The sequence below is a fragment of the Vibrio sp. 1874 genome (genome assembly GCF_033344395.1).
GTDB lineage: Bacteria > Pseudomonadota > Gammaproteobacteria > Enterobacterales > Vibrionaceae > Vibrio > Vibrio alginolyticus.
This window is the reverse complement of record NZ_JAWPOR010000001.1, coordinates 870791-891593: the sequence shown is the minus strand read 5'-3', so window position 1 is coordinate 891593 and position 20803 is coordinate 870791. Positions and strand designations below refer to the sequence as shown.

Below are 20803 nucleotides of genomic sequence, written 5' to 3'. Positions count from 1 at the left end.
TGGAGGCGCCTCCCGGAGTCGAACCGAGGTCCACGGATTTGCAATCCGCTGCATAGCCACTCTGCCAAGGCGCCTTTTTATTACGCTTCAGGGCTCTACCCCGTTGCGTTGGTGGCTACTTTACGGATTGAGAGAAGATAGTCAAACAAAAACATTTCATTTTCTGTTCGTTTGATTTCTTTTAAGTCAATTCGACCAAAGTTCGATCTTATTGGCTTAAAACGAAGCAATATAAATCTCGCTTTCAGTTCGTTTTGTCCCATGAAACATTAAGGCGTTTAATAGTTGCTGACCCTTTTTAGCAATCTTCCCACAACATTAGGGTGATAAGACCAAGTGTGATCAAACATCGACATTAATGCAGGATTTCCGTATTTCGATAAGCTAATCGCGTGAAAACGGTTTTTCTTCGCTTTGAGCGCATCCACTTTGGCCAGTAACTCGTCTTGTTGTTTTGGCGCGATAAAGTCGGAAATGACTACCATGTCTGCGTTTTTATATTTATCACCGCTCATCAAGTCGATAGATTTAATCAAAGTTGGCTCTAAGTCTGTACCACCATGGAAGCTATAAGTTAGAAAGTCCGCCGCCTCGCGCAGACCATCTTGTTTGGTTAGTTCGTAGGTAATGTGTTCCGTAGAAAAAATAATGACATAGCAATCACGTTGCTCCGCTAGTGCGATTTGCATCAGAGCATAAGCCATGGCTTTGGCGCATTGCTCAGGAAAGCCACTCATGGAACCGGACGCGTCCACACAAACAATGAAGGGGCCTTTTTCGATATCTACCGCTTTATGGTCAGGTCGGTGAGCTTTAACTTTACGTAACGTGCGCGATTTGCCTTGTGTACGATAGTTCATGAGCCGTTTATCAACTAAGTGTTTATAGAACACAACTTCAAGTTCAGGATACGCCAAAAACATCGTTTCGTTGGGAAGTAGCTTATTTAGATCATCGCTTTCGTGAATACCAACAATATCATCCGTCGCCTCATCACTTTTCTCTTCGACCAATTGAAGTTCTTCAGTGGGCGCACGATTTAGTTCAGGATCATTTACTTGCCCCGCCATACGACCGAGTTGCTCCGCAATTTCTTGCAAGCCTTGGTGCTTCTTCAGAAACTCAGCATGGCGTTTCATCACCGTTAAGTCTGTTTTACTCAACTTGGCAGATGCCATATCCCACAGGCGCCCTACACTTTCAGCGTCACCCGACTCCGTGACTTTATCCATATTACGCATGGTTTCCATACGTTGATACAGGTCATTCAGCACCTTTTCTTTATTGGCTTCAAGCTCGCTTACTTGCGCTTGTTTTATAGCATCGGTGAGGCTTTTGTACCATTGATCACAAAAGTAATGAGGGAACATAGGGTTATTCATCCCTTTGTTCTTTTCCATCATTCGGCGAGCTTGCATGTAAAACGCAGAGTGCCATTCCAGCTTTTTAATCACATCTTCGATGTTTTCAAAAAACGCCTCTTCATCCCAATGAATAACCTCTTGATATAAAGACAGCTCTTGTTGGAAACGCTCTGTCTCACATACCTTGGTGATCCGTTTTTTAACGCTGCCTCGCCACTTTAACAAGTGACCTTTGACCGAAGATTTAACACCTCGGTTTTCTGCCATCATCATGACTTGTGAACGAGCCATCAAATCATTAACTGCGCTATCGATGATGCCGGAGTCGGCCACCATCAGCGCGAGGTTAAGTCCGTCTGCACCTAGCATGTCGTCTCCTTATGAGAAAAACTGATTTAAGTTTTTAAAGCGTTGGATAACTTTTTCACTTTCTGCTTGGATTGATTCAAGTCTCTGACTGACCTGTTGCAGACTCGACTCCATTAGGCGGGGTAATTCAGGATCAACAAAGCTATGCGGAAGCGCATCATGAAAGTTCGCTTTCACCTTACGCATATGGTGTTCTGCCTCACTAAGCTGATTTACGGCTTTTTCGCTCTGCGTTAACCACTTTTGGTAAAGCTCTACATCCAAGCCCTCTTGAGTCACTAGGCTAACCAGAATGCCTCGGTTCGCGATATCACGGATAACTAGGTTATTCGCCGCGTCAACGTCAAATCGTAAACGGCACATGTTGGTGTTTTGATTGACGTAACCATACACATCACCGCTTCCCTCTTTAATGACTCGATCTAACTCATCTTTGGGTACATAAACCCAGCGGCTATCACCTTTTTCTGATTCTGAAACCGACATGTTGCTTTGCAAGACCACCAATTTAACTAAGTTAACGGCTGCGCCAACTTTGTACATCTTGGCTTTAGAGGTATCAAAGCGCATGGTTTCTTTGCGCAAAATACCCGTTGCCGCTTCAGACGTTAACGTCATGCGGTAGGCATCTTCAAGTTCATGTTGAACATCAACCAAAGACTCACGGCAGTACTCGATTTCCTGCTCCGCGTCTTGTTGATCAAATGCATGTTTTAAGGCGAACTCTTGAACCACTTCACGTACCACATCTCGCGATTCAGGACTGTTCCATAAACAATCTTGCAGCAGTAGAAGGTCAAGCGGATTGATTTCATCGCGACCATTAAAAAACGCGCTCGCTTTTAACAACTTCACGGCTTTCTTCCAGCGGCGGTCAGAGACATACATGTCGGTATTGGCCACATCACCAAACTGAGCTTCAACTTTGCTTTCTAACATCGTTTTAAGCTGGAAAAGCTTTTCGAATGCATTATCGGTTAGCGTCAATTTGTCGAGCTGTTGTTGCCATTGATGATATTCTTCATCAGTTATCGCTAGGCCTTCTGGTACTTGTGCCTCTTGCGATGTGCCCACAGTCAACATCGACTTAAAGTTTTGTTTATTCTGAATTCGATTCACAAACACACGCACCAACATGCGGTCGTAGAGCGCATCCAATCCACTATCTTCATCGGGTAATTCATTGGAAGCCGATACCAACAGGCGCATTGGCACACGCTCGATATCGCTGCCATTTTTGAATGTTTTCTCATTAACCACTGTCAGCAATGTGTTAAGAATTGCAGGCCCCGCCTTCCAGATTTCATCCAAAAATACGACTTGTGCAGTTGGCAAATACCCTTTAGTTAAGCGAACATAACGGCCGTTGTCTTTTAGCTCTTGGATACTCAGTGGCCCAAACACCTCTTCAGGGGTTGAGAAGCGCGTCATCAGGTATTCGAAGTAACTGCTGTTATCGAACGCTTGGATGAGTCGTTTGGCAATTAAGCTTTTTGCAATACCAGGGGGGCCTAAAAGAAAAACACTTTCACCAGCAAGTGCAGCAAGAAGGCAGAGCTTGATCGTATGTTCACGCTCATAAACGCCATCCGTTAACGCTTTCGCCAATTTATTGATGCGTTCTGAGAGAAGCGCTTTTTCGGCATTTGAGGCAAATAAAGTTTGTGTCATACGTTCTCCGGCTGCTGAAGTGGTATTGTGTTAACATTTTTATACACTTGTTATAACTTTGTTACAAATGTATTTTGTCGAATTCCCCTTATAGCAGATGCTTTTCCCCATCTTGACGAAGCAATCAAAGTTTCCATTTATGAGACATTGCTCACTTAAAGTGCAAACGCTTTCGTCGTGTTGCAGTATTTTTTGCTTTTGTTTCCCACCATTTGTGGTTAATGTCGAAAAACGTCAAAAATGCGGTAACAGCTAGGGTTCATAACTGCATGAGCAAGATAGTTCATAAATGGAAGCAAATTTCTCTGATTGAAGAAGACGTTATGCTTCCCACAGGAAAGGCAATTACGCACACTACAATCCATCATCCGGGCGCTGCGGTGATTCTCCCTATTACAGCGGAGGGTGAGATTGTCCTTGTCCACCAATTTCGGCCTTCACTTAATAAATGGCTATTGGAACTTCCTGCTGGTACCAGGGAAGGCAACGAAGAGCCACTCTGCTGCGCCAAAAGAGAGTTAGAGGAAGAAACTGGGTTTAGTGCAGAGAAATTCACGTCTCTCGGCCAAGTCACCCCTCTTGCCGGATTTTGTGATGAGATACAGTATCTATTTGTTGCCGAAAAGCTCAACAAAACAAACCGTTACGAGTGCGATGAAGACGAAGTGATTGAGGTCGTCACCTTGTCAATCAAGCAACTCGAAGAAAAGATTGTCGATGGCACGATCACCGATGCCAAAACGATCGCCTGCTTAAGCAAAGCGCGCCTTTGCGGATATATTTAGGACTTTGACCAAGGAGACATTCATGGATTTTCGATCAGATACCGTTACACAGCCCACCCAAGCCATGCGAGAAGCCATGTTTAAGGCCCCCGTTGGGGATGATGTTTATGGTGATGACCCTACGGTCAATGAGCTTGAAAAATTTGCTGCGCAGCTTGCTGGTTTCGAAGCAGCTTTGTTTACCACTTCAGGCACTCAAGCCAATCTGCTCGGTTTAATGGCGCATTGCGAGCGGGGAGATGAATATCTATGTGGGCAACAAGCACATAACTACAAATACGAAGCTGGTGGCGCGGCGGTTTTGGGATCAATTCAACCTCAACCAGTCGAAAATAACCCAGATGGCACGCTACCATTTGATAAACTGGCTGCTGCGATTAAACCAGATGATTGTCACTTTGCTCGCACTAAGCTTCTCAGCTTAGAAAACACAATTAATGGTAAAGTACTACCTCTGTCTTACTTAGCAGAAGCACGTGACTTCGTGAATAAACATAACTTGCAGATGCATCTAGATGGCGCTCGCGTTTTTAACGCAGCCGTTGCACTTGATGTTCCGGTAAAAGAGATCGGTCAGTACTTTGATTCAATGACGATCTGTCTGTCGAAAGGTCTGGCTGCCCCTGTTGGCTCGCTACTGCTTGGTAGCAAAGACTACATCGCAAAAGCACGTCGCTTAAGAAAGATGGTCGGCGGTGGTATGCGTCAATCGGGTATTCTTGCCGCAGCAGGCAAACTTGCCCTTACCGAACAAGTGGAACAGCTAAAACAAGATCACATCAACGCAAAAACCTTAGCGGAAGGTTTAGCAGAACTGCCTGGTTTTTCAGTCAACCCTGAATTTGTTCAAACGAACATCGTGTTCGCGAAGCTTGATCCTCAAGTGGACATAGTAAGTATCGCTGCGAAACTAAAGGAACAAAACATCACGATAACCCCTGGAAATCCAATTCGTTTTGTAACTCATAAAGATATTTCAGCGAAAGACATCGACACTTTCTTATCAAGTATAAAATCTCTACTTTAATTTGATTTTGATCATTGAGCTTCCCCTAAGGGGAAGCTTTATTGTATCGGCATGATTTTTAGCGAATAGATAACCTCCATGCTCAGATTTGTACTTCTAATCTCTTTTATTTTCTCTTCCGCTATCCATGCCGAGCCGTTTGGTGATGCTGATAAAGGTAAAATCAAATCACCTAGCTGTGTCTATTGTCACGGTGTTACAGGCATCGCAACGAACAACACCTATCCAAGCCTTGCTGGTCAAAATGCTCAGTACCTTTACAATGCAATGAAATCTTATCAAGCCGGTGAGCGTAAAGGGCCACTTGCAGAAATGATGGCAGCACAGTTAAAAATGTTAAATGATGAAGACCTTCGTGATGTCGCTGCTTTTTATGCAGAACAGACAGAAATCAAGTGATTAGATCACCTGTAGATGTACTATGAAAGCTCGTGAATCATCCAAACTCAACGCATATTGAAACATTAACCCAACATTTGACCACAAAACAATCAAATTAACTTCACTTCAAATATTTGATGAATTTATAGTTCAACATAAGCATTAATATTGACTTTTTATTCTATTTTATCGATATTTCATGCTTTATTGAATTTGACGTGAAGTAAGTTATGTCTCACACACATGCGCAACCAGCAGACTCGGTTGCTACCCCTAAGTCGTGGCAGATGCCAGATACCCTCATTTTGATCTTCATTGTTGGTATTCTTGCTGCGATTCTTACCTACTTAATTCCTGCTGGTCATTTTGATAGCCAACAGGTGACCTACATGGTCGACGGTGCAGAAAAAACTCGCACAGTTATCGATCCTTCTTCTTTCTCTTATGCAACCGACGAAAACGGTGAATTGGTTTACAACAAGGTCGGCCTGTTTGCTTCTGGTGGTGGCATTGGTCTGATGAACTTCCCTTTCGAAGGGCTAGTTTCTGGCTCTAAATGGGGCAGCGCAATCGGCGTGATTATGTTCATGTTGGTTATCGGCGGTGCTTTCGGCGTTGTAATGCGCACAGGCACAATCGATAACGGTATCCTGCGCCTTATCGATAAGACCAAAGGTAACGAAGCGCTATTCATTCCAGTGCTATTTTTGCTGTTCTCGCTAGGCGGTGCGGTATTTGGTATGGGTGAAGAAGCCGTAGCATTTGCGATTATTATCGCGCCGCTTATGGTTCGCCTTGGTTATGATGGTATCACTACGGTAATGGTTACCTATGTTGCGACTCAAATTGGCTTTGCTACTTCTTGGATGAACCCTTTCTCCGTCGCTATTGCGCAAGGCATTGCGGGTGTACCTGTTTTATCCGGCATGACAGTGCGCATGGGGTTATGGGCTGGCTTTACGTTAATCGGTATCGCTTTCACAATGATCTACGCCGCTCGTGTGAAGTCAAATCCTAAACTTTCTTACAGCCACCGCACAGACCAGTATTTCCGTCAGCAAGAGCTTGGCAATCAAGATTCTCGTTGGAACCTAGGTGACACACTCGTTATCCTTACGGTTATTGCGACCACGGTGTGGGTCGTTTGGGGCGTAGTCGCTAACGCATGGTACATCCCAGAAATCGCTTCTCAATTTTTCACTATGGGCTTTGTTGTCGCGATCATCGGTACGATTTTCCGCCTGAACGGTATGACGCTAAACTGCGCAGCTGATGCATTTAAAGAAGGTGCAGCTATTATGCTTGCACCTGCCCTATTAGTGGGTTGTGCAAAAGGTGTATTGTTGATCCTTGGTGGTGGTACAACTGATGAAGCGAGTGTACTGAATTCAATTCTAAACAGTGCTGGCGGCGTGATTAGCGGGCTTCCTGACGTGGCTGCGGCATGGTTAATGTATGTATTCCAATCTATCTTCAACTTCTTCGTCACTTCGGGCTCTGGACAAGCGGCACTAACGATGCCTCTACTGGCCCCTCTGGCAGACATTGCAGGCGTTACACGCCAAGTGGCAGTTTTGTCATTCCAACTTGGCGATGGCTTTACTAACGTTATCGTCCCTACTTCGGCATCTCTGATGGCAACGCTTGGTGTCTGCCGTATCGACTGGGGTGACTGGGCAAAATTCTGCTGGCGATTTATTCTATTACTCTTTACCCTATCAAGTATCGTCGTTATCGCAGCTCATATTATGGGTTTTGCGTAAAACGAAGCCAATTGGTAATTAAGGCGAGACATGTTCTCGCCTTATTAATATTCATGGTATGACGACGCTAAGGTTTTAGATTAGCTCATGGTTTTGGAGTGGTAACTTTAATGGCAACACAATTTCTCGATGACGTGATTCAAGGTCATCAAGTGATTCAATCTCTCAATGTAGCAGACCTAAATTCGGGCGAGCATAAGTTTTGGTTTCGCATCGCAACGAATGCTCTCTCTCAGTGGCAACACCTACCTGTGCTAGTGTTCAAAGGTGAAAAACCTGGCAAGAAAATCATGATTACCGCAGGGGTTCATGGTGATGAGTACAATGGTGTGTTAGCAGCGCAGCAAACTGCTCGAGAGCTCATCGGCACTGAAGTCGCTGGTACTGTCACTATTGTTCCAACCGTTAACATGCCAGGTATGCTAAACCACAGCCGTGATTTCTATTCCGCAGACCCTGATGCGTCTCCTGCAAACTTAAACCGCTTTTTTCCTGGTGACCAAAACGGCAATGAAGCCCAACGCTACTTATATGCATTGTGGAATGATTTGCTCAAGCCAAATGCTGATTTAGCCATTGACCTTCACACTCAAACCAGTGGTGCGGCCTATCCACTTTACGTGTTTGCAGATTTCCGAATCGAGCAATCATTAGAAATGGCTCGCCTCATTAATCCTGATGCGATTTTAAATGATCCTGGAGATGCTGGCGTCCTTGAAACGGTCTGGAATAACCATGGTGTCCCAAGTATTACTGTTGAAGTAGGTATGGGGCGATATACCGAGCAAGAACTTATCAGTCGAACTGTAACAGGCATTTTTAATGTGCTGAAAAAGCATAACATTGTTGAAGGTGATATGGACCCTATTACGTCATGCTTGGAAGGAAACGAAATCATCAGTGTGAAAGCGACACACGGCGGCTTTGTACTGCCTCATGTCAGTTTGATGAATTTTGTCGAGCAAGGCCAACTTCTTGCGATTCAATACGACAGCTTTGGCGCTGAGATTAAACGCTACACCGCCCCAACAAGCGGCACAGTACTTAGCCACAATGTTGAATCTATTCGAGCACCAGGTTCCCTGATCGTTCGTTTGATTAAGTAAACCATAACCGTTTGTTGATAGATCAACCTTTCGACGCTCACTCAAATTTATATAAGCCCCATCACGAGTAATCACAAATGATGGGGCTATATCCATTTTGACCACATTAAGTTACGCGGTAACAAATTACTGTTAAGCGAAATGACAAACTGAGCTCTTAATTAGGAAGCTGCCCCTCTGTCCGCTTTTTCAGCCACGCTGATGAACTTAAAGCTGTCTTTGTTTCTCTTGTTCAACAAAAATGAGCTCGTCGATAGCGAAACCTTTCTCTTTAGCTACGTACTTAAAGCGCTCCACTACTCTCTCATCAACGTTAGGCGTTCTAGACAATAGCCACAAATAGTCGTGGTTGTAACCGGAAACAAACGCATAGTCATAGTTTTCACCTAGCTCAAAAACAATGTAAGAAGAGTATATTGGCCCAAAAAAGGAAACCTTTAAGTGTCCAACCGTTTTATCTTCAACAAAATAAGCTTTGCCTTCAGCTTCTGACCACTGTCGCTCTTCTTCGGAATATCCACGGTTTATCACCTTAACCCCACCATCCTCGCGAACCTGATACTCAGCGGTAACGTTGGATAAGCCTCGCTCAAATGAATGGTCTAGGCGTGCAATTTCGTACCACTTACCTAGATATGGCTCTAAATCGAAATTATTGACGGGTTCCACCCCATCCGGCTTCGAGGTACAACCAAATAAAGTTGCAAGTGACAAAAGTAAAAATATTTTTATCGATTTCATACAACACCTAAATTTTAATTAGTGATTGATTTTACTCTAGAAGATAACAAATCGATCACTAAGCCGCACCATCACCTTCATAGGTACACATCACAATTCTTCATCAATAGCGCACTGAACACCGAAACCTCGTCATCTCAGCAAATCGTTAACAAGATTGCTCTATTTTTGACTTACAAGCTGACCATGCTTGTACATTTTGTCAGCATTTAACCCTATGCATATAGAAACTTTGCACAACATAGACATTCGTAGGCATATCACCCTCCTATAATACGTTGCGTTATAGACAGAGGTTATTGTTATGAAATTAAAAACAGTGTCAGTTTGTGCACTTTTGGTGTTACTTGCAGGTTGTCAGCAGGAAAAGCCGAGCGAAACGACACAATTAACGACCTCGGCAGATGTATGTAATGCACAAGGAAACATGCCAGGTGGGTGGAATGAGTTTAACGCGACCCCTGATGCACAAAAGGCAATGGCCTTTGTTTTAGAGAAAATGGACACAATAGCGTCGTTTAAACAAATACTGAATGTTCACGCGCAAATCGTTAGCGGCGTCAACTATGCTATTGAGTTTGAATTGGATGATGGCTCTGTTTGGAACACGATTGTTTATCGCAACCTCGATGGCGAATATGCGATTACCCAATCGCCAAAAGAAGGCTACTTTTGCGAACAGTAGCGACTTAGTCAGAAAGCCCCTAACAATAGGGGCTTTTTGATCTAACAGTAGTCACTGAATTAGACAGCGAAGCGACATTGAGATTTAATCGACACCGTTGAACCAAGTCTTGATGGTTCAACATCAATCCTCTGCGCCATTTGCTCTTTCAGCTCAGAAACGTGAGAAATAACACCGATCATGCGCCCAGTCTGTTGCAGGTCCACTAGTGTTTGAATAGCAAGATCTAAAGACTCTGGGTCTAAACTACCGAAGCCCTCATCAATAAATAAAGTGTCTAAACGGATACCGCCACTATAGGATTGCACAACATCCGACAAACCAAGTGCCAGAGCAAGCGCTGCCATAAATGATTCACCGCCGGAAAGTGTCGCAACATCACGCGTTTTTCCTGTGTAGCCATCTTCAACCATTAAATCTAAGCCGCGACCCGCAGCGCCTTTGAAGCCCTCTGTTTTTCGAGCAAGAATATAGCGCCCTTTACTCATAAGGCTTAAGCGTTGAGAGGCCTGAATCAGCACATCATCCAACAGTACACCAAGAACAAAGCGATGTAGGCTAACCCTGCTGCCTGTTTTACCGCTAGCAACGTCGTACAACGTACCAAAGACTTTGTATTCTTCTTCTAACTTACTATTTTTCTCATGCAACACGGCAATATCTTTACGAACCTTTTCAAGACGTTCAAATATTGAGCGTGTGGTATCAAGTTGATTCCTTACTTCAATATATTGCGCCTGCAGAGTGGTTAACCTATCGTTAAACGACTCTAAATTAGGCCTTTCAAGATCTTTCAATGCATGATTTAAATCATGTAGTGTTTGCTCAAGCTTGGTTTGTGCCTGTTTGAAGCTGTCTATTTCTTGCTGCCAGGCTTGAAGTTCATCATCTCCCACTCGACTACTTAGATAATGGCTTTCATCCTCAAATTTACTCGCCTGTAGTGCCTCATTCCACGCTAATTCTGCTTGGCTAAGTTTTTGCTCTGACTCAGATAACCACTGCTTGTTCGTCGCTAAGTGACTTTCCGCATTTGATTTCTCCAATATCGCTTGCTGCAAAGCGGTTTGCGCCTTTTCTAAGCCTGTGTTCAAACTCAGAATTTGCTCTTTTGTCAGCAAAATTTCACGTTCAAGCAAGTCAGCGGAACTGTATTTTGGGTCAATAGAAGCTTGTAATTGAGCCAATTGTTCTTGGTTCGCTTTAACGGTTGATTCATTTGCCGCCATTTTATTCTGCAGCTCATGAATTTTATTTTCACCCACGACGCAGCGTTGATTAAGCTGTTCAACGTTCTTTTCTAGCTTTTCAATATCAATAGCTTGTAGACGTAGGAGTTGAGCATTGATCGCTTGCAAATCATTTTGAACCGTCGAGATCTCAGATGTAGCATACTCACCCAACTCCTCTTTCAACTGGTTACACTGATTCTGATACTGACTAATGACAACGTTATGTTGTTCTAGCTGATTGCTTAGTTGGTTCAACAAGGTTTGAGCTTCTCGCTCTTTAGCTCTAGCCGCCTGAACTTGCTCTTTTGTAACGGCTTCTTCAACAAACGTTGCGGGGTTAGGATGCGTTTCGCTACCACACACCGGGCATGCTTCACCTGCTTTTAGTCGCTGCGCTAATACTGCCGCTTGAGCGTTGTGCCACTTAAGCTCTATCGTATCAGCGGCTTGTTGACGCTGCATATAGCGCTGACTGGCTTCGTGTAGTGACTGCTGCTTGCCTACAGTTAGCGCATTGAGTTTAGAGAGCTCTAAAGTAAGATCATGCAGCTTTTGTAGATCCTGTAACAGCCGTTGTTTTTGTTTTATTTCCGCATCGATGCTGCCAATAAGCGCAACATCAACTCGTGCTTTCTCTAGCTCCTTCTGTCCCTGCTGGGCCTGTAACGTTAATTTATCTTTTAGTTCTATGTACTGTTTTAACGTTGCTTCAAATTGTTGTTTTTGTTGATAACCCGCCGTTATTTTACTTTCCAAATTGTCTTTCTCGACCAACTTGTTTTTCATACTTTCAAGTTGATACTGCAGTTGCGTTAACTGCGGGACCTTTGCCGCTGCCTTTTTTGCACTTTGCTGCAAGTTTTCTTGTTCTCTCGCAACGACATTAGCTTTTTCGAGACTCTCTTCCAAAGCTACGATTTTTTGCCTAAGCTCTTGCGTTTGAGCTTTTGCATTTTGTAATGAGATGTAGGGCAACTCTATCTTATTGGCATTTTTAGCGTTTTCTAATTGCTGTTGACGAGCTTTTATCGAATCTGCGTGTTCTAGATGCAGCTTGAGTGCGCTTTCTGCTTGCTCTCGTTTCGAAAACTCTCCATTCAAGGTTTCCGCTTTTTGCAATTCAGATTTAGCAGTATTGAGCTTATCTAACGCTGCTTGCTCATTCTTTTTATCAGACTCTAATTGCTTAGTTACTTGTTCCAGTTGTTGTAATAGTTCTTGTTCAGAACTCGCTTCTGCAACTTGTAAAGCACCTCGAATTTGATTATCAAATTCGCCTTTCGCTTTACTAATTGCACTCGCTTTATCTTTGAGCGCGTACTCAATTTTTTTATATATGTCAGTTTGAAAGAGCTGGCCAAAAATTTCTTCACGCTCTTTAGAGCTAGCAAGCAACAGTTCTCGGAATTTTCCTTGAGGCAACACCATAACTTGACGAAATTGAGTTTCATTCAAGCCAATAATATTGCTAACTTCAGTTTTAACCTGAGTCGTCTTGCTGGTGATAAGCGTTTCAGTCTCACCGAGTTCATAAAGAGCCGCAGTGTGCTTTTTAATCGTCATCCCTTCACCACGGGCCTTGGGCGCTTCCTGCTCAGGGGATCGAACAACTCGGTATTGTTTGCCGTGTAACGAAAATTCGAGAACTACTTCGGTTGGTAAGTCTTGCGCGGATAAGTCACACCGCATCTGAATACCTTGTCGCTCATTACCTGTGGTTTCACCATAAAGGGCGAAGCAAATGGCATCTAAGATCGACGTTTTACCGGAACCTGTAGGACCATTAATCAAAAATAGAGGGTTACTGCCAAGCTTCTCAAAATGAATGATTTCAGTTTTTGCAAACGGACCAAAGGCTTGCATGGTTAGTTTAATTGGTTTCATCTTTGGTCCCTATTGCTGTGATAATTGCTTAATAATGTCAGTAACAGCTTGCTCTTGCTCTTTAGACAACTGGCTATCTTGCGCCTCAATAAAAAAATCTCGGAACATATCAATTTCGCTTCGCGCCAACTTTGCTTGCGCCATTTCCTGCTCTACCCCAATTAACATGCCAGGTTTCTCAAGGTGTAAAACGTTTGGATACACTGAACGAAGTTTTTCCATTGGGTTTAAAATCGCATGTTTATCCATCAAACGAACTAACAAATAATCTTCATTCTTGGGGTCTGTTTTCCCTTGCTCAATAACTTTATCCAGCTCGCCCTCTACAATACGCATTTCATGAGGAGCCGTAAGATCAATATGCTTTGCAGAAACGAATCCTTTCTTGTCCAGTTCAACTAACGTGAAACCTTTTCTCTGGTTCTGTTCACCAAAGCTATACTTCATGAGAGAGCCAGAGTAACGGATATGCTCTGCGCCTTTCTTTTGAGGCTGATGCAAATGACCAAGTGCGACGTAGTCAAAATCTAAGAAGTGTTCATGACTCACGCGATCAGAACCACCAATAGATAATGGTCGTTCAGAGTCTGACTCGATAGCCCCATCAACAAAACAGTGACTCACGAGCACGCGCTTTTGCTTAGAGATAAAGCGCTCTTTAATTTGCTCAACAAGCAATTGATGAGCCTCATCATGAGTGGATACCGAGGCTTTGTAGGCAAACCTGACCTGTTCAGGGTCGTTATAAGGCATACCATAAAACGCGACCTCGTCCGCAGAGTCCGTTTTTATGATGATGGGAGTGAGCATCTCTTCAAAGTTGCTAACAATATGGAGACCTGCATTTTTCATTTGCTCTGAGCCGAAACCTAGCCTTTCTGCACCATCATGGTTGCCAGATATCAATATCATTGGTGTTTCTAACTCGGTACAAATGCGTTTCACGACTCGATTTAACAGTTCTATTGCAACCGTTGGTGGCACCGAACGGTCATAGATATCTCCCGCCACTACAACTGCATCGACGGGGTTGCGTTCAATATAGTTAATCAGTTGTTCGAGTACTGCTTGTTGATCTTCGAGTAGTGATACGTTGTGGAATTGTCGACCAAGATGCCAATCTGAGGTGTGGATAAACTTCATTCGAATTCACTTTCCGCCAATTCTATGAGTAGGCTTGCTTCTGTCAGAGTCCATGTACCGTTTATAAAAAGGAATGCGTCACGGGTGGGATCTCGAACAAGCCAAAACTCAAGTTATTTTATTTCGGTAAGGATATCTTGAGTCGAACAGCTTTTCATGTGGTTTGTGTTCTATGGCTGGCTATTTAATCAGAAAGCGAGAAGAACACTGTAAAAACGCGGTGAGCAAAGCTATTTTGAAAAGCAAGCTGCGCCTAGTCATTGTCCAAACATCATTAAAGGGCCAGTTTCGAGTCAATCCCCCATAACATTTGCATCACTAAAACCTCAGCTACTACTACTAGAAGGAAAAGCAATAGCCAGACCTATTCACTACGCCAATTGTATATTACTCCTACCGCATAGCCATCTGACTCGATGTCCGCTTGCAACACGTGAAAGTCTGGGCAGGGGCTGCTTCTTTGAAGCTCATCAATCACTAACGCTTTTAAAACGCCGCCACATGCACCCAATCCGCCAAGTTTGATATCAACAAATTGATACTGAGTTTGATCGGTCACCCACGGAGACAAGAATTGCATTGAGTTTAACCATTGCGGTTCTTCCTTATTAACGGATAAATACAATTGACTGAGTGGATGTTCACAACTTACTCCTAATTGCTTAAACACCTTGTCCACGGCGATGCGTTGTTGTTTGGCATCTAAATCAATTCGAACAACATCAGGCACAAGACCTGAATGTCGAAAAAAACACTTGGTTAAAATGATAGAGCTTTGAGGTTTGACATGCCCTTCTACATCACTCGTAACCTCTATAGCCAGTATCCAAGTCGCTTGCGTTTCATTAACTTCACGATTTATCCGATTTAGTGCCATCAAAAATGCAGCTTGGCCATAAGGATAAAAGTAAATTTCAGTATTGACAGTTTGGCCAACGAAAATAGAAAGCTCGCTTATCAATGCTTTAAGCAAGCGTTTGTCTACCGAAGATGGTAAAAGAACACAGAGATTCCCCTTGATATCAGCTTGCTCAAGACTCTCGCGCTCAGAGCGCACGAGGCTTAATATATGCTCATCTATTGATTGAGCAAAGTCTTGGGGTCGGATTTCCTCGGACAATCTAAAAGAATCATCAGCTATCTCGCGAACGGTGTGTGAACGGCCATTAAAGGATAGAAGATGCGTTTGAAATGCGAGTGGCATCTAGCCTCCGATTAAAACCGTAGGCATACCAGATAGAATTTTGCCACCATGAGACGTTGAATCGCCGACTCTCGCGGCTGGTTTACCGTTGATTGTTACGCTAGAAGAACCTGCTGAGATACTATCCGGAGGACCGATACAAATAAGCTTGTCGCCTTGTCTTGCCGCAGGTATCCCGCCAATCGTTACGTTTGGTGAACCAACAACGACGGGACCACCGACATGCGGTATCTTTCCTGTTTTTTTAGGGCAAAGATGAAAGCTGCCCAAAATTGCGGCTGGTTTACCCACTTTAAATCACCTTAGTTCAATGAAATTTGCCCAGCTTTAAGAGCAATAGCTGAGCCGTTAATGGATATTTTATTACCTTTGATATTGATTTCTCCAGAGCTAGACATCTGAATAGAAGCACCACCTACTTTGATCTCGACGCTCTTTCCTGCATTAAAAGACAGTACTTCACCCGTTTCATTCGAAAAGTTTTTACCTACTTTCAAGCTCGCGTTCTGACCAACCTCTTGATTAACATCATTGGTCACTTTTTCGGTTTTACTGTTTTCAACGGCGATATCAACACAGTCTTCAACTAGCATTTGGAACAGTTTTTCAGCATGAAGATAAATGTGCTCTTCACCAGGCTTATCATCGAAGCGCAACTCATTAAAATTGGATGTACCTTTTTGTACAGAGCGTGATTTATAACCACTCTGAGAACTTTGCTCTGGTAAAGCGTAAGGAGGGAGTTGACTACCGTTATATAGTGACCCCGTAACGATTGGTTGATCAGGGTCTCCGTTGACAAACTCGACGATGACCTCTTGTCCGACTCTAGGGTGAAACACCGACCCCCATCCGTTACCTGCGATATTTTGCGCAACACGAATCCAACATGAACTATTTACATCGTATTTACCAACACGGTCCCAGTGAAACTGAACTTTGATACGGCCATGTTTGTCTATGTAAATTTCACCATCTTTGTTCCCCGTAACTACTGCGGTTTGCAAACCTTTCATCTGAGGTTTCGGGTAGTTAACTGAAGGACGCAGGATTGTCTTTGAGTCAACACAACTAAACGAGACTTTGACACCTTGCGCACCGGTCCCACCTTGACCAGTCTGGTTATAAACAGCAGCAGACAAAAAAACAGAAGACAGTACATATTCTTTGCCGACTCGAGATTTATCTTCATGCTTTTTAAACTTGAAGCACTTGCCCACACTGAATGTTCTGCACGTAGCCTCGCCACGACACAAATATGCATTTTGCTGTAGTGCTTCTATTGCATGCGTGTTTCTCAGTGCGTATTGATCATTGCTCTCCATTTCACCCATGTATTCAAAATACTCGCTTCCAGGTACTGTAAAAAAATCACTTTCACCCTTTGCAGTATTTTTAGGATTCGAAGAAGGCTTGAGCATGTTATAGCCTGACTTTTGACTCGCTTTAGTAGTCAGAATTTGCGTTTCATGCCAAGAAGAAATGTGGCTAGATTTCGCCGTACCTGTATCAAAATCGACTAAAAACTCAGTACCCGGCTTATAAAAACTGATGTCATCAAAAATATTGAGCGTATGGGCAGACTTAGTATGTGTAAAACAAAATGATAGCCCCTCTTCCGATAACAGACGTCGAACAAATTCAAGATCTGATTCTTCATATTGTACTTTGTACGTGTATTTAGGATAGGACTTGGTTAGCTCAAAACTAAAGGCAACACTATGCTCCGATAGTACTTCAGAGATAATTTCCTTTATATCTTTATGCTGAAATATTCTGCAATTTTTTCGATATTCAGCGAAACGTAATTTAGGCTCTATTAATAATTCTATGTTTTTATAATTTTCGCCTTTATGTGTATTAGAAACCCTTTTCCCTTCTAATCTTGCAGCAGAAACGTAACCATGCATATAACGAGGATTTGAAGAAACATCCTCATTATTTTCAAGGGTAATGGTAACTTCCTTACCAATAATTTCGTTTAACTCACTTCGTTGATCATTAAAGTAAGCTTTAGCACGCAATGAAAAAAGTTCTGAGATCTCTTCTTTATACTCAAACGAGTTTAGTATGATGGCATCTTTACCGAATGGGGAAGAAATTCGGATGAAATTGTTATCTTGAGTTGCTCTTTTCATTAAATACTTCTTTCAAAAAAATGCGGAGGAATACTCCCCCGCATGAAAATTACATTTGTTGACCTTTAACACCGCTGTAGCCGTATACCAATGGAGCAGAAGTGTTGTTCTTATCGTCAGTAGGAGTCACTGTCATCATCATTTCTGTGTAAGAAATTGTGATAGTTTCAACTGGACGATCGTCTTGGATAGAAACGGAGTAGTTAGAAATCATCGCATCAGTCAGTTCGATCTTCATGATCTCTTCAACCTTCTCACCCTGCTTAGTAATATGGAAAACCGCTGGTTTACCTTTACCAATCGTCGCTTCTTTAAATAAGTCAGGAGAAGAACGGTCTTGAAGTTTAGTGATAGTCAAATCATATAGACGAGTAGCGCTCGCTTCACGGTCCATCGCTGTACCAGTGTATGATGAGATCTCACGACCTACACTCCAATCTACAGATAGTAGTGTAATCAAATCTTTGTATTGCTCGGCTGTTGCCTCACCCTTAATATCTGCGTATTTAAGATACGTATTAGACTGCATGCTAATCTCCTATAGCATTATTAATTGACATATATCGTAGTAATTTAATTATCTGACGTTTGGTGATAATTAGTGATTAATGTATCAAAAACTTCATTTTAAATACGCCCTGTTATATCTTTAAATAAGATTTAATTTAAGCGTTTTTTATAAAAAATAATAGTTAATATGAACCAACTCCCAATTATTATTGAGAGTGTAAAGGATGTTAAACTATTGAGACATCAAGTCCACTAGTTGTACCTTTAACAATAATTTCATCAAACGTCTTATCATTAAGAATTGCATGCAATATTTCATGAGAAATCTTCGGAAGCAATGTATTTTCTATGGTTGTTTGTACCACACGCGCACCACTGCCAGACTCATTGCTATTGTCTACAATATCATTAATTAGTTCCTCATCAAAAAACAGGTCAGCGTTATAGTGCTTACGAATACGAGTCGTAATTTTATCCAACTTTAATTTTGTTATTTCTATCAATACTTTTCTTGATAGAGGCAAATAAGGTAATACGTTCACACGCCCTAAAAATGCAGGTTTAAAGTCGACCAACAAATCATCGCGTAAAGCATCTTTTAGTGCTGACGGCTCAGGAGATAAATCAGGATCAGAATACAAAGACATCGTCGTTTCGGTCCCTGTGTTCGCGGTCATAATAATAATAGTGTTTTTAAAGTCTATATCTCGACCTTCACCGTCTTTAATTGAGCCTTTATCAAACACCTGATAAAAAATATCTTGAACACCAGGGTGCGCTTTTTCCATTTCATCGAGGAGAATTACACTATAAGGTTTACGTCTAACAGCTTCAGTCAGTACACCTCCTTCTCCATAACCGACATAACCAGGAGGAGAACCTAATAGCAATGAGACTTTATGCTCTTCCTTAAATTCCGACATATTGATAGTCGTGACATTTTCTTCACTACCATAGACTTTCTCTGCAATCGCCAAAGCCGATTCGGTTTTACCCACTCCGCTTGGTCCGGTTAGGAGAAATACACCATTTGGTCGTGTCTCATCCGTGAGCTGCGCACTCGCGGTTTTTATCACTTCAGACATGAGCTCTAAAGCGTGATCCTGCCCGACAACTCGCTTACACAAACTTTCTTTCAAACCCAATACTGCTTGGATTTCATCATCCTGAAGTTTACCTAGCGGTATACCGGTCCAATCCGAAATAACTTCTGCGATTAGCGCTTCATTTACATGCGAAAAAACTAAGGGCTGTGAGTTAGCGGAAAGGTTATTTTCAAGCTCTTGTAACTTGTCTCTAGCAGTTTCAGAACCCTCCTGGATTATTTGGGTTCTAAGTGACTTAGCTTCATTTACCCATTCTTTTTCTTTTTCCCAAAGTACTTCTAATTCAATAATGTCATTAGATAGCGCATCAATCTCTTTTCGGACACCTTGCAGCTGCACATCAAGAGATGCTCCTAGCCGACTCTCTTGGCTAAGATGCTCATACTCAGCTTGCTTTGCTTTAAGTTTGTTTCTTTTCGCATCTAGGCCTCCCGGTGTAGATGACTGACTTAACGCAACTCGAGAACAGGCCGTATCCAAAACAGAAACCGCTTTATCTGGCAGTTGACGACCATTAATGTATCGAGCTGACAGTTGGACCGCTGCATTGAGAGCTTGGTTAGTGATATGAACATCGTGGTGTTGTGCCATTACATCAAGTAAGCCTCGTAACATTTCGATCGCGAGTTCAGGGGCAGGCTCATCAACCTTTACGACTTGAAAACGCCTAGTTAAAGCTGCATCTTTTTCAAAATACTTTTTATACTCTGCCCACGTTGTTGCTGCGATCGTTCTGAGTTCACCTCTCGCTAATGCTGGCTTCAGAATATTCGCCGCATCACCTTGGCCCGCTTGCCCACCACCGCCAATTAGGCCATGAGCTTCATCAATGAACAATATAATAGGCTGTGGAGCGTCGTTTACTTCCTTAACAAGGTTCTTAAGCCTGTTTTCAAACTCACCTTTCATGCCTGCGCCGGCTTGCAGTAACGCCAAATCCAGAGACTTAATTGCCACATTTTGCAGAGCGGGAGGTACATCGCCATCAATGATCTTTTGCGCCAAACCTTCAACAACGGCTGTTTTTCCAACACCAGCTTCTCCCGTAAGAATCGGGTTGTTTTGTCGGCGTCTTAATAAAATATCGATCATTAGGCGAATTTCATTATCTCTACCAATCACCGGATCTATTTTACCTTCCCTAGCTTGCTCAGTAAGGTCTGTTGTAAATTGATTCAAGGCGGAATTCGCGTTTGACTGCGCTAAGTCATTCGATCTTGATTGAGGCGCATTACTTTCTTTAAAGTTCAATAAGCGAGATGGTTCTATCTTGTTTAGTTCAGGACTAATCGAACCAGCCATGTTGACTAACGTATCATCAGACAAGTAGGCAAATAAAAGATGGATGCACCCCAACTGTTCTTGATTGAATTCAATGGTTGCAGACAACAAGGCATTTTGCATAACAGTCACCGTATGAGCTGATAGCCCAGGCACCGACTGGCATCCTGTTTTGTATTTTTCTAATGCCTTTTGAATATCGGTTTCAACCTTGATTTTATCGACATCAAATTCGTCAAAAACTTCAGAGTAAATATCGTCAGGATGGCGGATAATCATCATTAACCAGTGAGACATTTCAATACTGTGATGAGTTCGGGAGCTTGCCATCGCAGCTGCCTGTTCAAGTGTTTCCTTAGCCTGAGGAGACAATCTTTCGACCAACGCTGAAAGTGAGAGTGAAGCCATTACAT

At 42.8% G+C, this 20803-nt stretch carries 16 protein-coding genes and 1 tRNA gene; 6 read left to right on the top strand and 11 right to left on the bottom strand.

All coding sequences use genetic code 11. The features are described 5' to 3' along the window. From R8N46_RS03950 to R8N46_RS03940, 3 genes are all read right to left on the bottom strand, one after another. Positions 1–74 (bottom strand) — tRNA-Cys (locus tag R8N46_RS03950). A gap of 204 nt (positions 75–278) precedes the next feature. Then, entirely contained in the window at positions 279–1733 is a 1455-nt protein-coding gene (viaA, locus tag R8N46_RS03945; protein ID WP_005375981.1) for an ATPase RavA stimulator ViaA, read from the bottom strand. A 9-nt stretch (positions 1734–1742) separates the two neighbouring features. After that, entirely contained in the window at positions 1743–3404 is a 1662-nt protein-coding gene (locus R8N46_RS03940) for an ATPase RavA domain-containing protein (RefSeq protein WP_054576741.1), read from the bottom strand. A gap of 269 nt (positions 3405–3673) precedes the next feature. Between R8N46_RS03940 and R8N46_RS03935 the strand changes: the two genes are divergently transcribed. The 5 genes from R8N46_RS03935 (at position 3674) to R8N46_RS03915 (ending at position 8466) form a co-directional block, all read left to right on the top strand. Next, positions 3674–4189: an NUDIX hydrolase gene (locus R8N46_RS03935; RefSeq protein ID WP_115386663.1), complete on the top strand. Its 516-nt coding sequence runs from the start codon at positions 3674–3676 to the stop codon at positions 4187–4189. A 22-nt stretch (positions 4190–4211) separates the two neighbouring features. Continuing rightward, positions 4212–5216, top strand: coding sequence for a low-specificity L-threonine aldolase (gene ltaE / locus R8N46_RS03930; RefSeq protein WP_054578964.1), 1005 nt, complete (start codon positions 4212–4214; stop codon positions 5214–5216). A gap of 78 nt (positions 5217–5294) precedes the next feature. Then, positions 5295–5615 carry a c-type cytochrome gene (locus R8N46_RS03925; RefSeq protein ID WP_017633643.1) on the top strand — a complete coding sequence of 107 codons (321 nt, stop codon included), beginning with the start codon at positions 5295–5297 and terminating at the stop codon, positions 5613–5615. A gap of 212 nt (positions 5616–5827) precedes the next feature. Further along, positions 5828–7360, top strand: coding sequence for a putative basic amino acid antiporter YfcC (yfcC, locus tag R8N46_RS03920; protein WP_005387492.1), 1533 nt, complete (start codon positions 5828–5830; stop codon positions 7358–7360). Between the two features lie 110 nt (positions 7361–7470). After that, positions 7471–8466 carry a succinylglutamate desuccinylase/aspartoacylase family protein gene (locus tag R8N46_RS03915; RefSeq protein WP_213972164.1) on the top strand — a complete coding sequence of 332 codons (996 nt, stop codon included), beginning with the start codon at positions 7471–7473 and terminating at the stop codon, positions 8464–8466. A gap of 207 nt (positions 8467–8673) precedes the next feature. Here R8N46_RS03915 and R8N46_RS03910 read toward each other — a convergent pair whose 3' ends face one another. After that, complete coding sequence (locus tag R8N46_RS03910; RefSeq protein WP_054576742.1) at positions 8674–9207, bottom strand: lipocalin family protein; 534 nt, start codon at positions 9205–9207, stop codon at positions 8674–8676. A 304-nt stretch (positions 9208–9511) separates the two neighbouring features. On the opposite strand from R8N46_RS03910, the gene R8N46_RS03905 reads away from it, so the two are divergent. Further along, entirely contained in the window at positions 9512–9892 is a 381-nt protein-coding gene (locus R8N46_RS03905) for a cystatin family protein (protein WP_172563844.1), read from the top strand. A 59-nt stretch (positions 9893–9951) separates the two neighbouring features. Here the strand turns inward: R8N46_RS03905 and R8N46_RS03900 are convergent, their stop codons facing one another. The 7 genes from R8N46_RS03900 to tssH all read right to left on the bottom strand — a co-directional run bounded on the left by R8N46_RS03900 (position 9952) and on the right by tssH (position 20798). Beyond that, entirely contained in the window at positions 9952–13008 is a 3057-nt protein-coding gene (locus R8N46_RS03900; RefSeq protein ID WP_213972163.1) for an AAA family ATPase, read from the bottom strand. 9 nt (positions 13009–13017) lie between these two features. Then, positions 13018–14151 (bottom strand): exonuclease SbcCD subunit D, encoded by a 1134-nt coding sequence (locus R8N46_RS03895; protein ID WP_005375971.1) that lies wholly within the window; start codon positions 14149–14151, stop codon positions 13018–13020. 364 nt (positions 14152–14515) lie between these two features. Then, complete coding sequence (locus tag R8N46_RS03890) at positions 14516–15355, bottom strand: NAD/NADP transhydrogenase subunit beta (RefSeq protein ID WP_115386667.1); 840 nt, start codon at positions 15353–15355, stop codon at positions 14516–14518. Next, positions 15356–15646 (bottom strand): PAAR domain-containing protein, encoded by a 291-nt coding sequence (locus tag R8N46_RS03885; protein WP_005375969.1) that lies wholly within the window; start codon positions 15644–15646, stop codon positions 15356–15358. It abuts the gene before it with no gap. 11 nt (positions 15647–15657) lie between these two features. Further along, positions 15658–17493, bottom strand: a complete 1836-nt coding sequence (gene tssI, locus R8N46_RS03880) for a type VI secretion system tip protein TssI/VgrG (protein WP_115386668.1) — start codon at positions 17491–17493, stop codon at positions 15658–15660. A gap of 49 nt (positions 17494–17542) precedes the next feature. Then, the gene (locus R8N46_RS03875) at positions 17543–18022 is read right to left on the bottom strand and encodes an Hcp family type VI secretion system effector (RefSeq protein WP_005375967.1); all 480 of its coding nucleotides are present in this window, start codon (positions 18020–18022) and stop codon (positions 17543–17545) included. A gap of 208 nt (positions 18023–18230) precedes the next feature. Further along, positions 18231–20798, bottom strand: a complete 2568-nt coding sequence (tssH, locus tag R8N46_RS03870) for a type VI secretion system ATPase TssH (RefSeq protein ID WP_017820212.1) — start codon at positions 20796–20798, stop codon at positions 18231–18233. Between the last annotated feature and the right edge of the window lie 5 nt (positions 20799–20803).

Excerpts from the sequence above, each read along its gene's own strand:
- R8N46_RS03915 (WP_213972164.1), top strand. The coding sequence starts at position 7,471 with ATGGCAACACAATTTCTCGATGACGTGATTCAAGGTCATCAAGTGATT.
- R8N46_RS03895 (WP_005375971.1), bottom strand. The coding sequence starts at position 14,151 with ATGAAGTTTATCCACACCTCAGATTGGCATCTTGGTCGACAATTCCAC.
- viaA (WP_005375981.1), bottom strand. The coding sequence starts at position 1,733 with ATGCTAGGTGCAGACGGACTTAACCTCGCGCTGATGGTGGCCGACTCC.
- tssI (WP_115386668.1), bottom strand. The coding sequence starts at position 17,493 with ATGAAAAGAGCAACTCAAGATAACAATTTCATCCGAATTTCTTCCCCA.
- R8N46_RS03875 (WP_005375967.1), bottom strand. The coding sequence starts at position 18,022 with ATGCAGTCTAATACGTATCTTAAATACGCAGATATTAAGGGTGAGGCA.
- R8N46_RS03890 (WP_115386667.1), bottom strand. The coding sequence starts at position 15,355 with ATGCCACTCGCATTTCAAACGCATCTTCTATCCTTTAATGGCCGTTCA.
- R8N46_RS03940 (WP_054576741.1), bottom strand. The coding sequence starts at position 3,404 with ATGACACAAACTTTATTTGCCTCAAATGCCGAAAAAGCGCTTCTCTCA.
- R8N46_RS03935 (WP_115386663.1), top strand. The coding sequence starts at position 3,674 with ATGAGCAAGATAGTTCATAAATGGAAGCAAATTTCTCTGATTGAAGAA.
- R8N46_RS03905 (WP_172563844.1), top strand. The coding sequence starts at position 9,512 with ATGAAATTAAAAACAGTGTCAGTTTGTGCACTTTTGGTGTTACTTGCA.
- R8N46_RS03910 (WP_054576742.1), bottom strand. The coding sequence starts at position 9,207 with ATGAAATCGATAAAAATATTTTTACTTTTGTCACTTGCAACTTTATTT.
- yfcC (WP_005387492.1), top strand. The coding sequence starts at position 5,828 with ATGTCTCACACACATGCGCAACCAGCAGACTCGGTTGCTACCCCTAAG.
- tssH (WP_017820212.1), bottom strand. The coding sequence starts at position 20,798 with ATGGCTTCACTCTCACTTTCAGCGTTGGTCGAAAGATTGTCTCCTCAG.
- R8N46_RS03900 (WP_213972163.1), bottom strand. The coding sequence starts at position 13,008 with ATGAAACCAATTAAACTAACCATGCAAGCCTTTGGTCCGTTTGCAAAA.
- ltaE (WP_054578964.1), top strand. The coding sequence starts at position 4,212 with ATGGATTTTCGATCAGATACCGTTACACAGCCCACCCAAGCCATGCGA.
- R8N46_RS03925 (WP_017633643.1), top strand. The coding sequence starts at position 5,295 with ATGCTCAGATTTGTACTTCTAATCTCTTTTATTTTCTCTTCCGCTATC.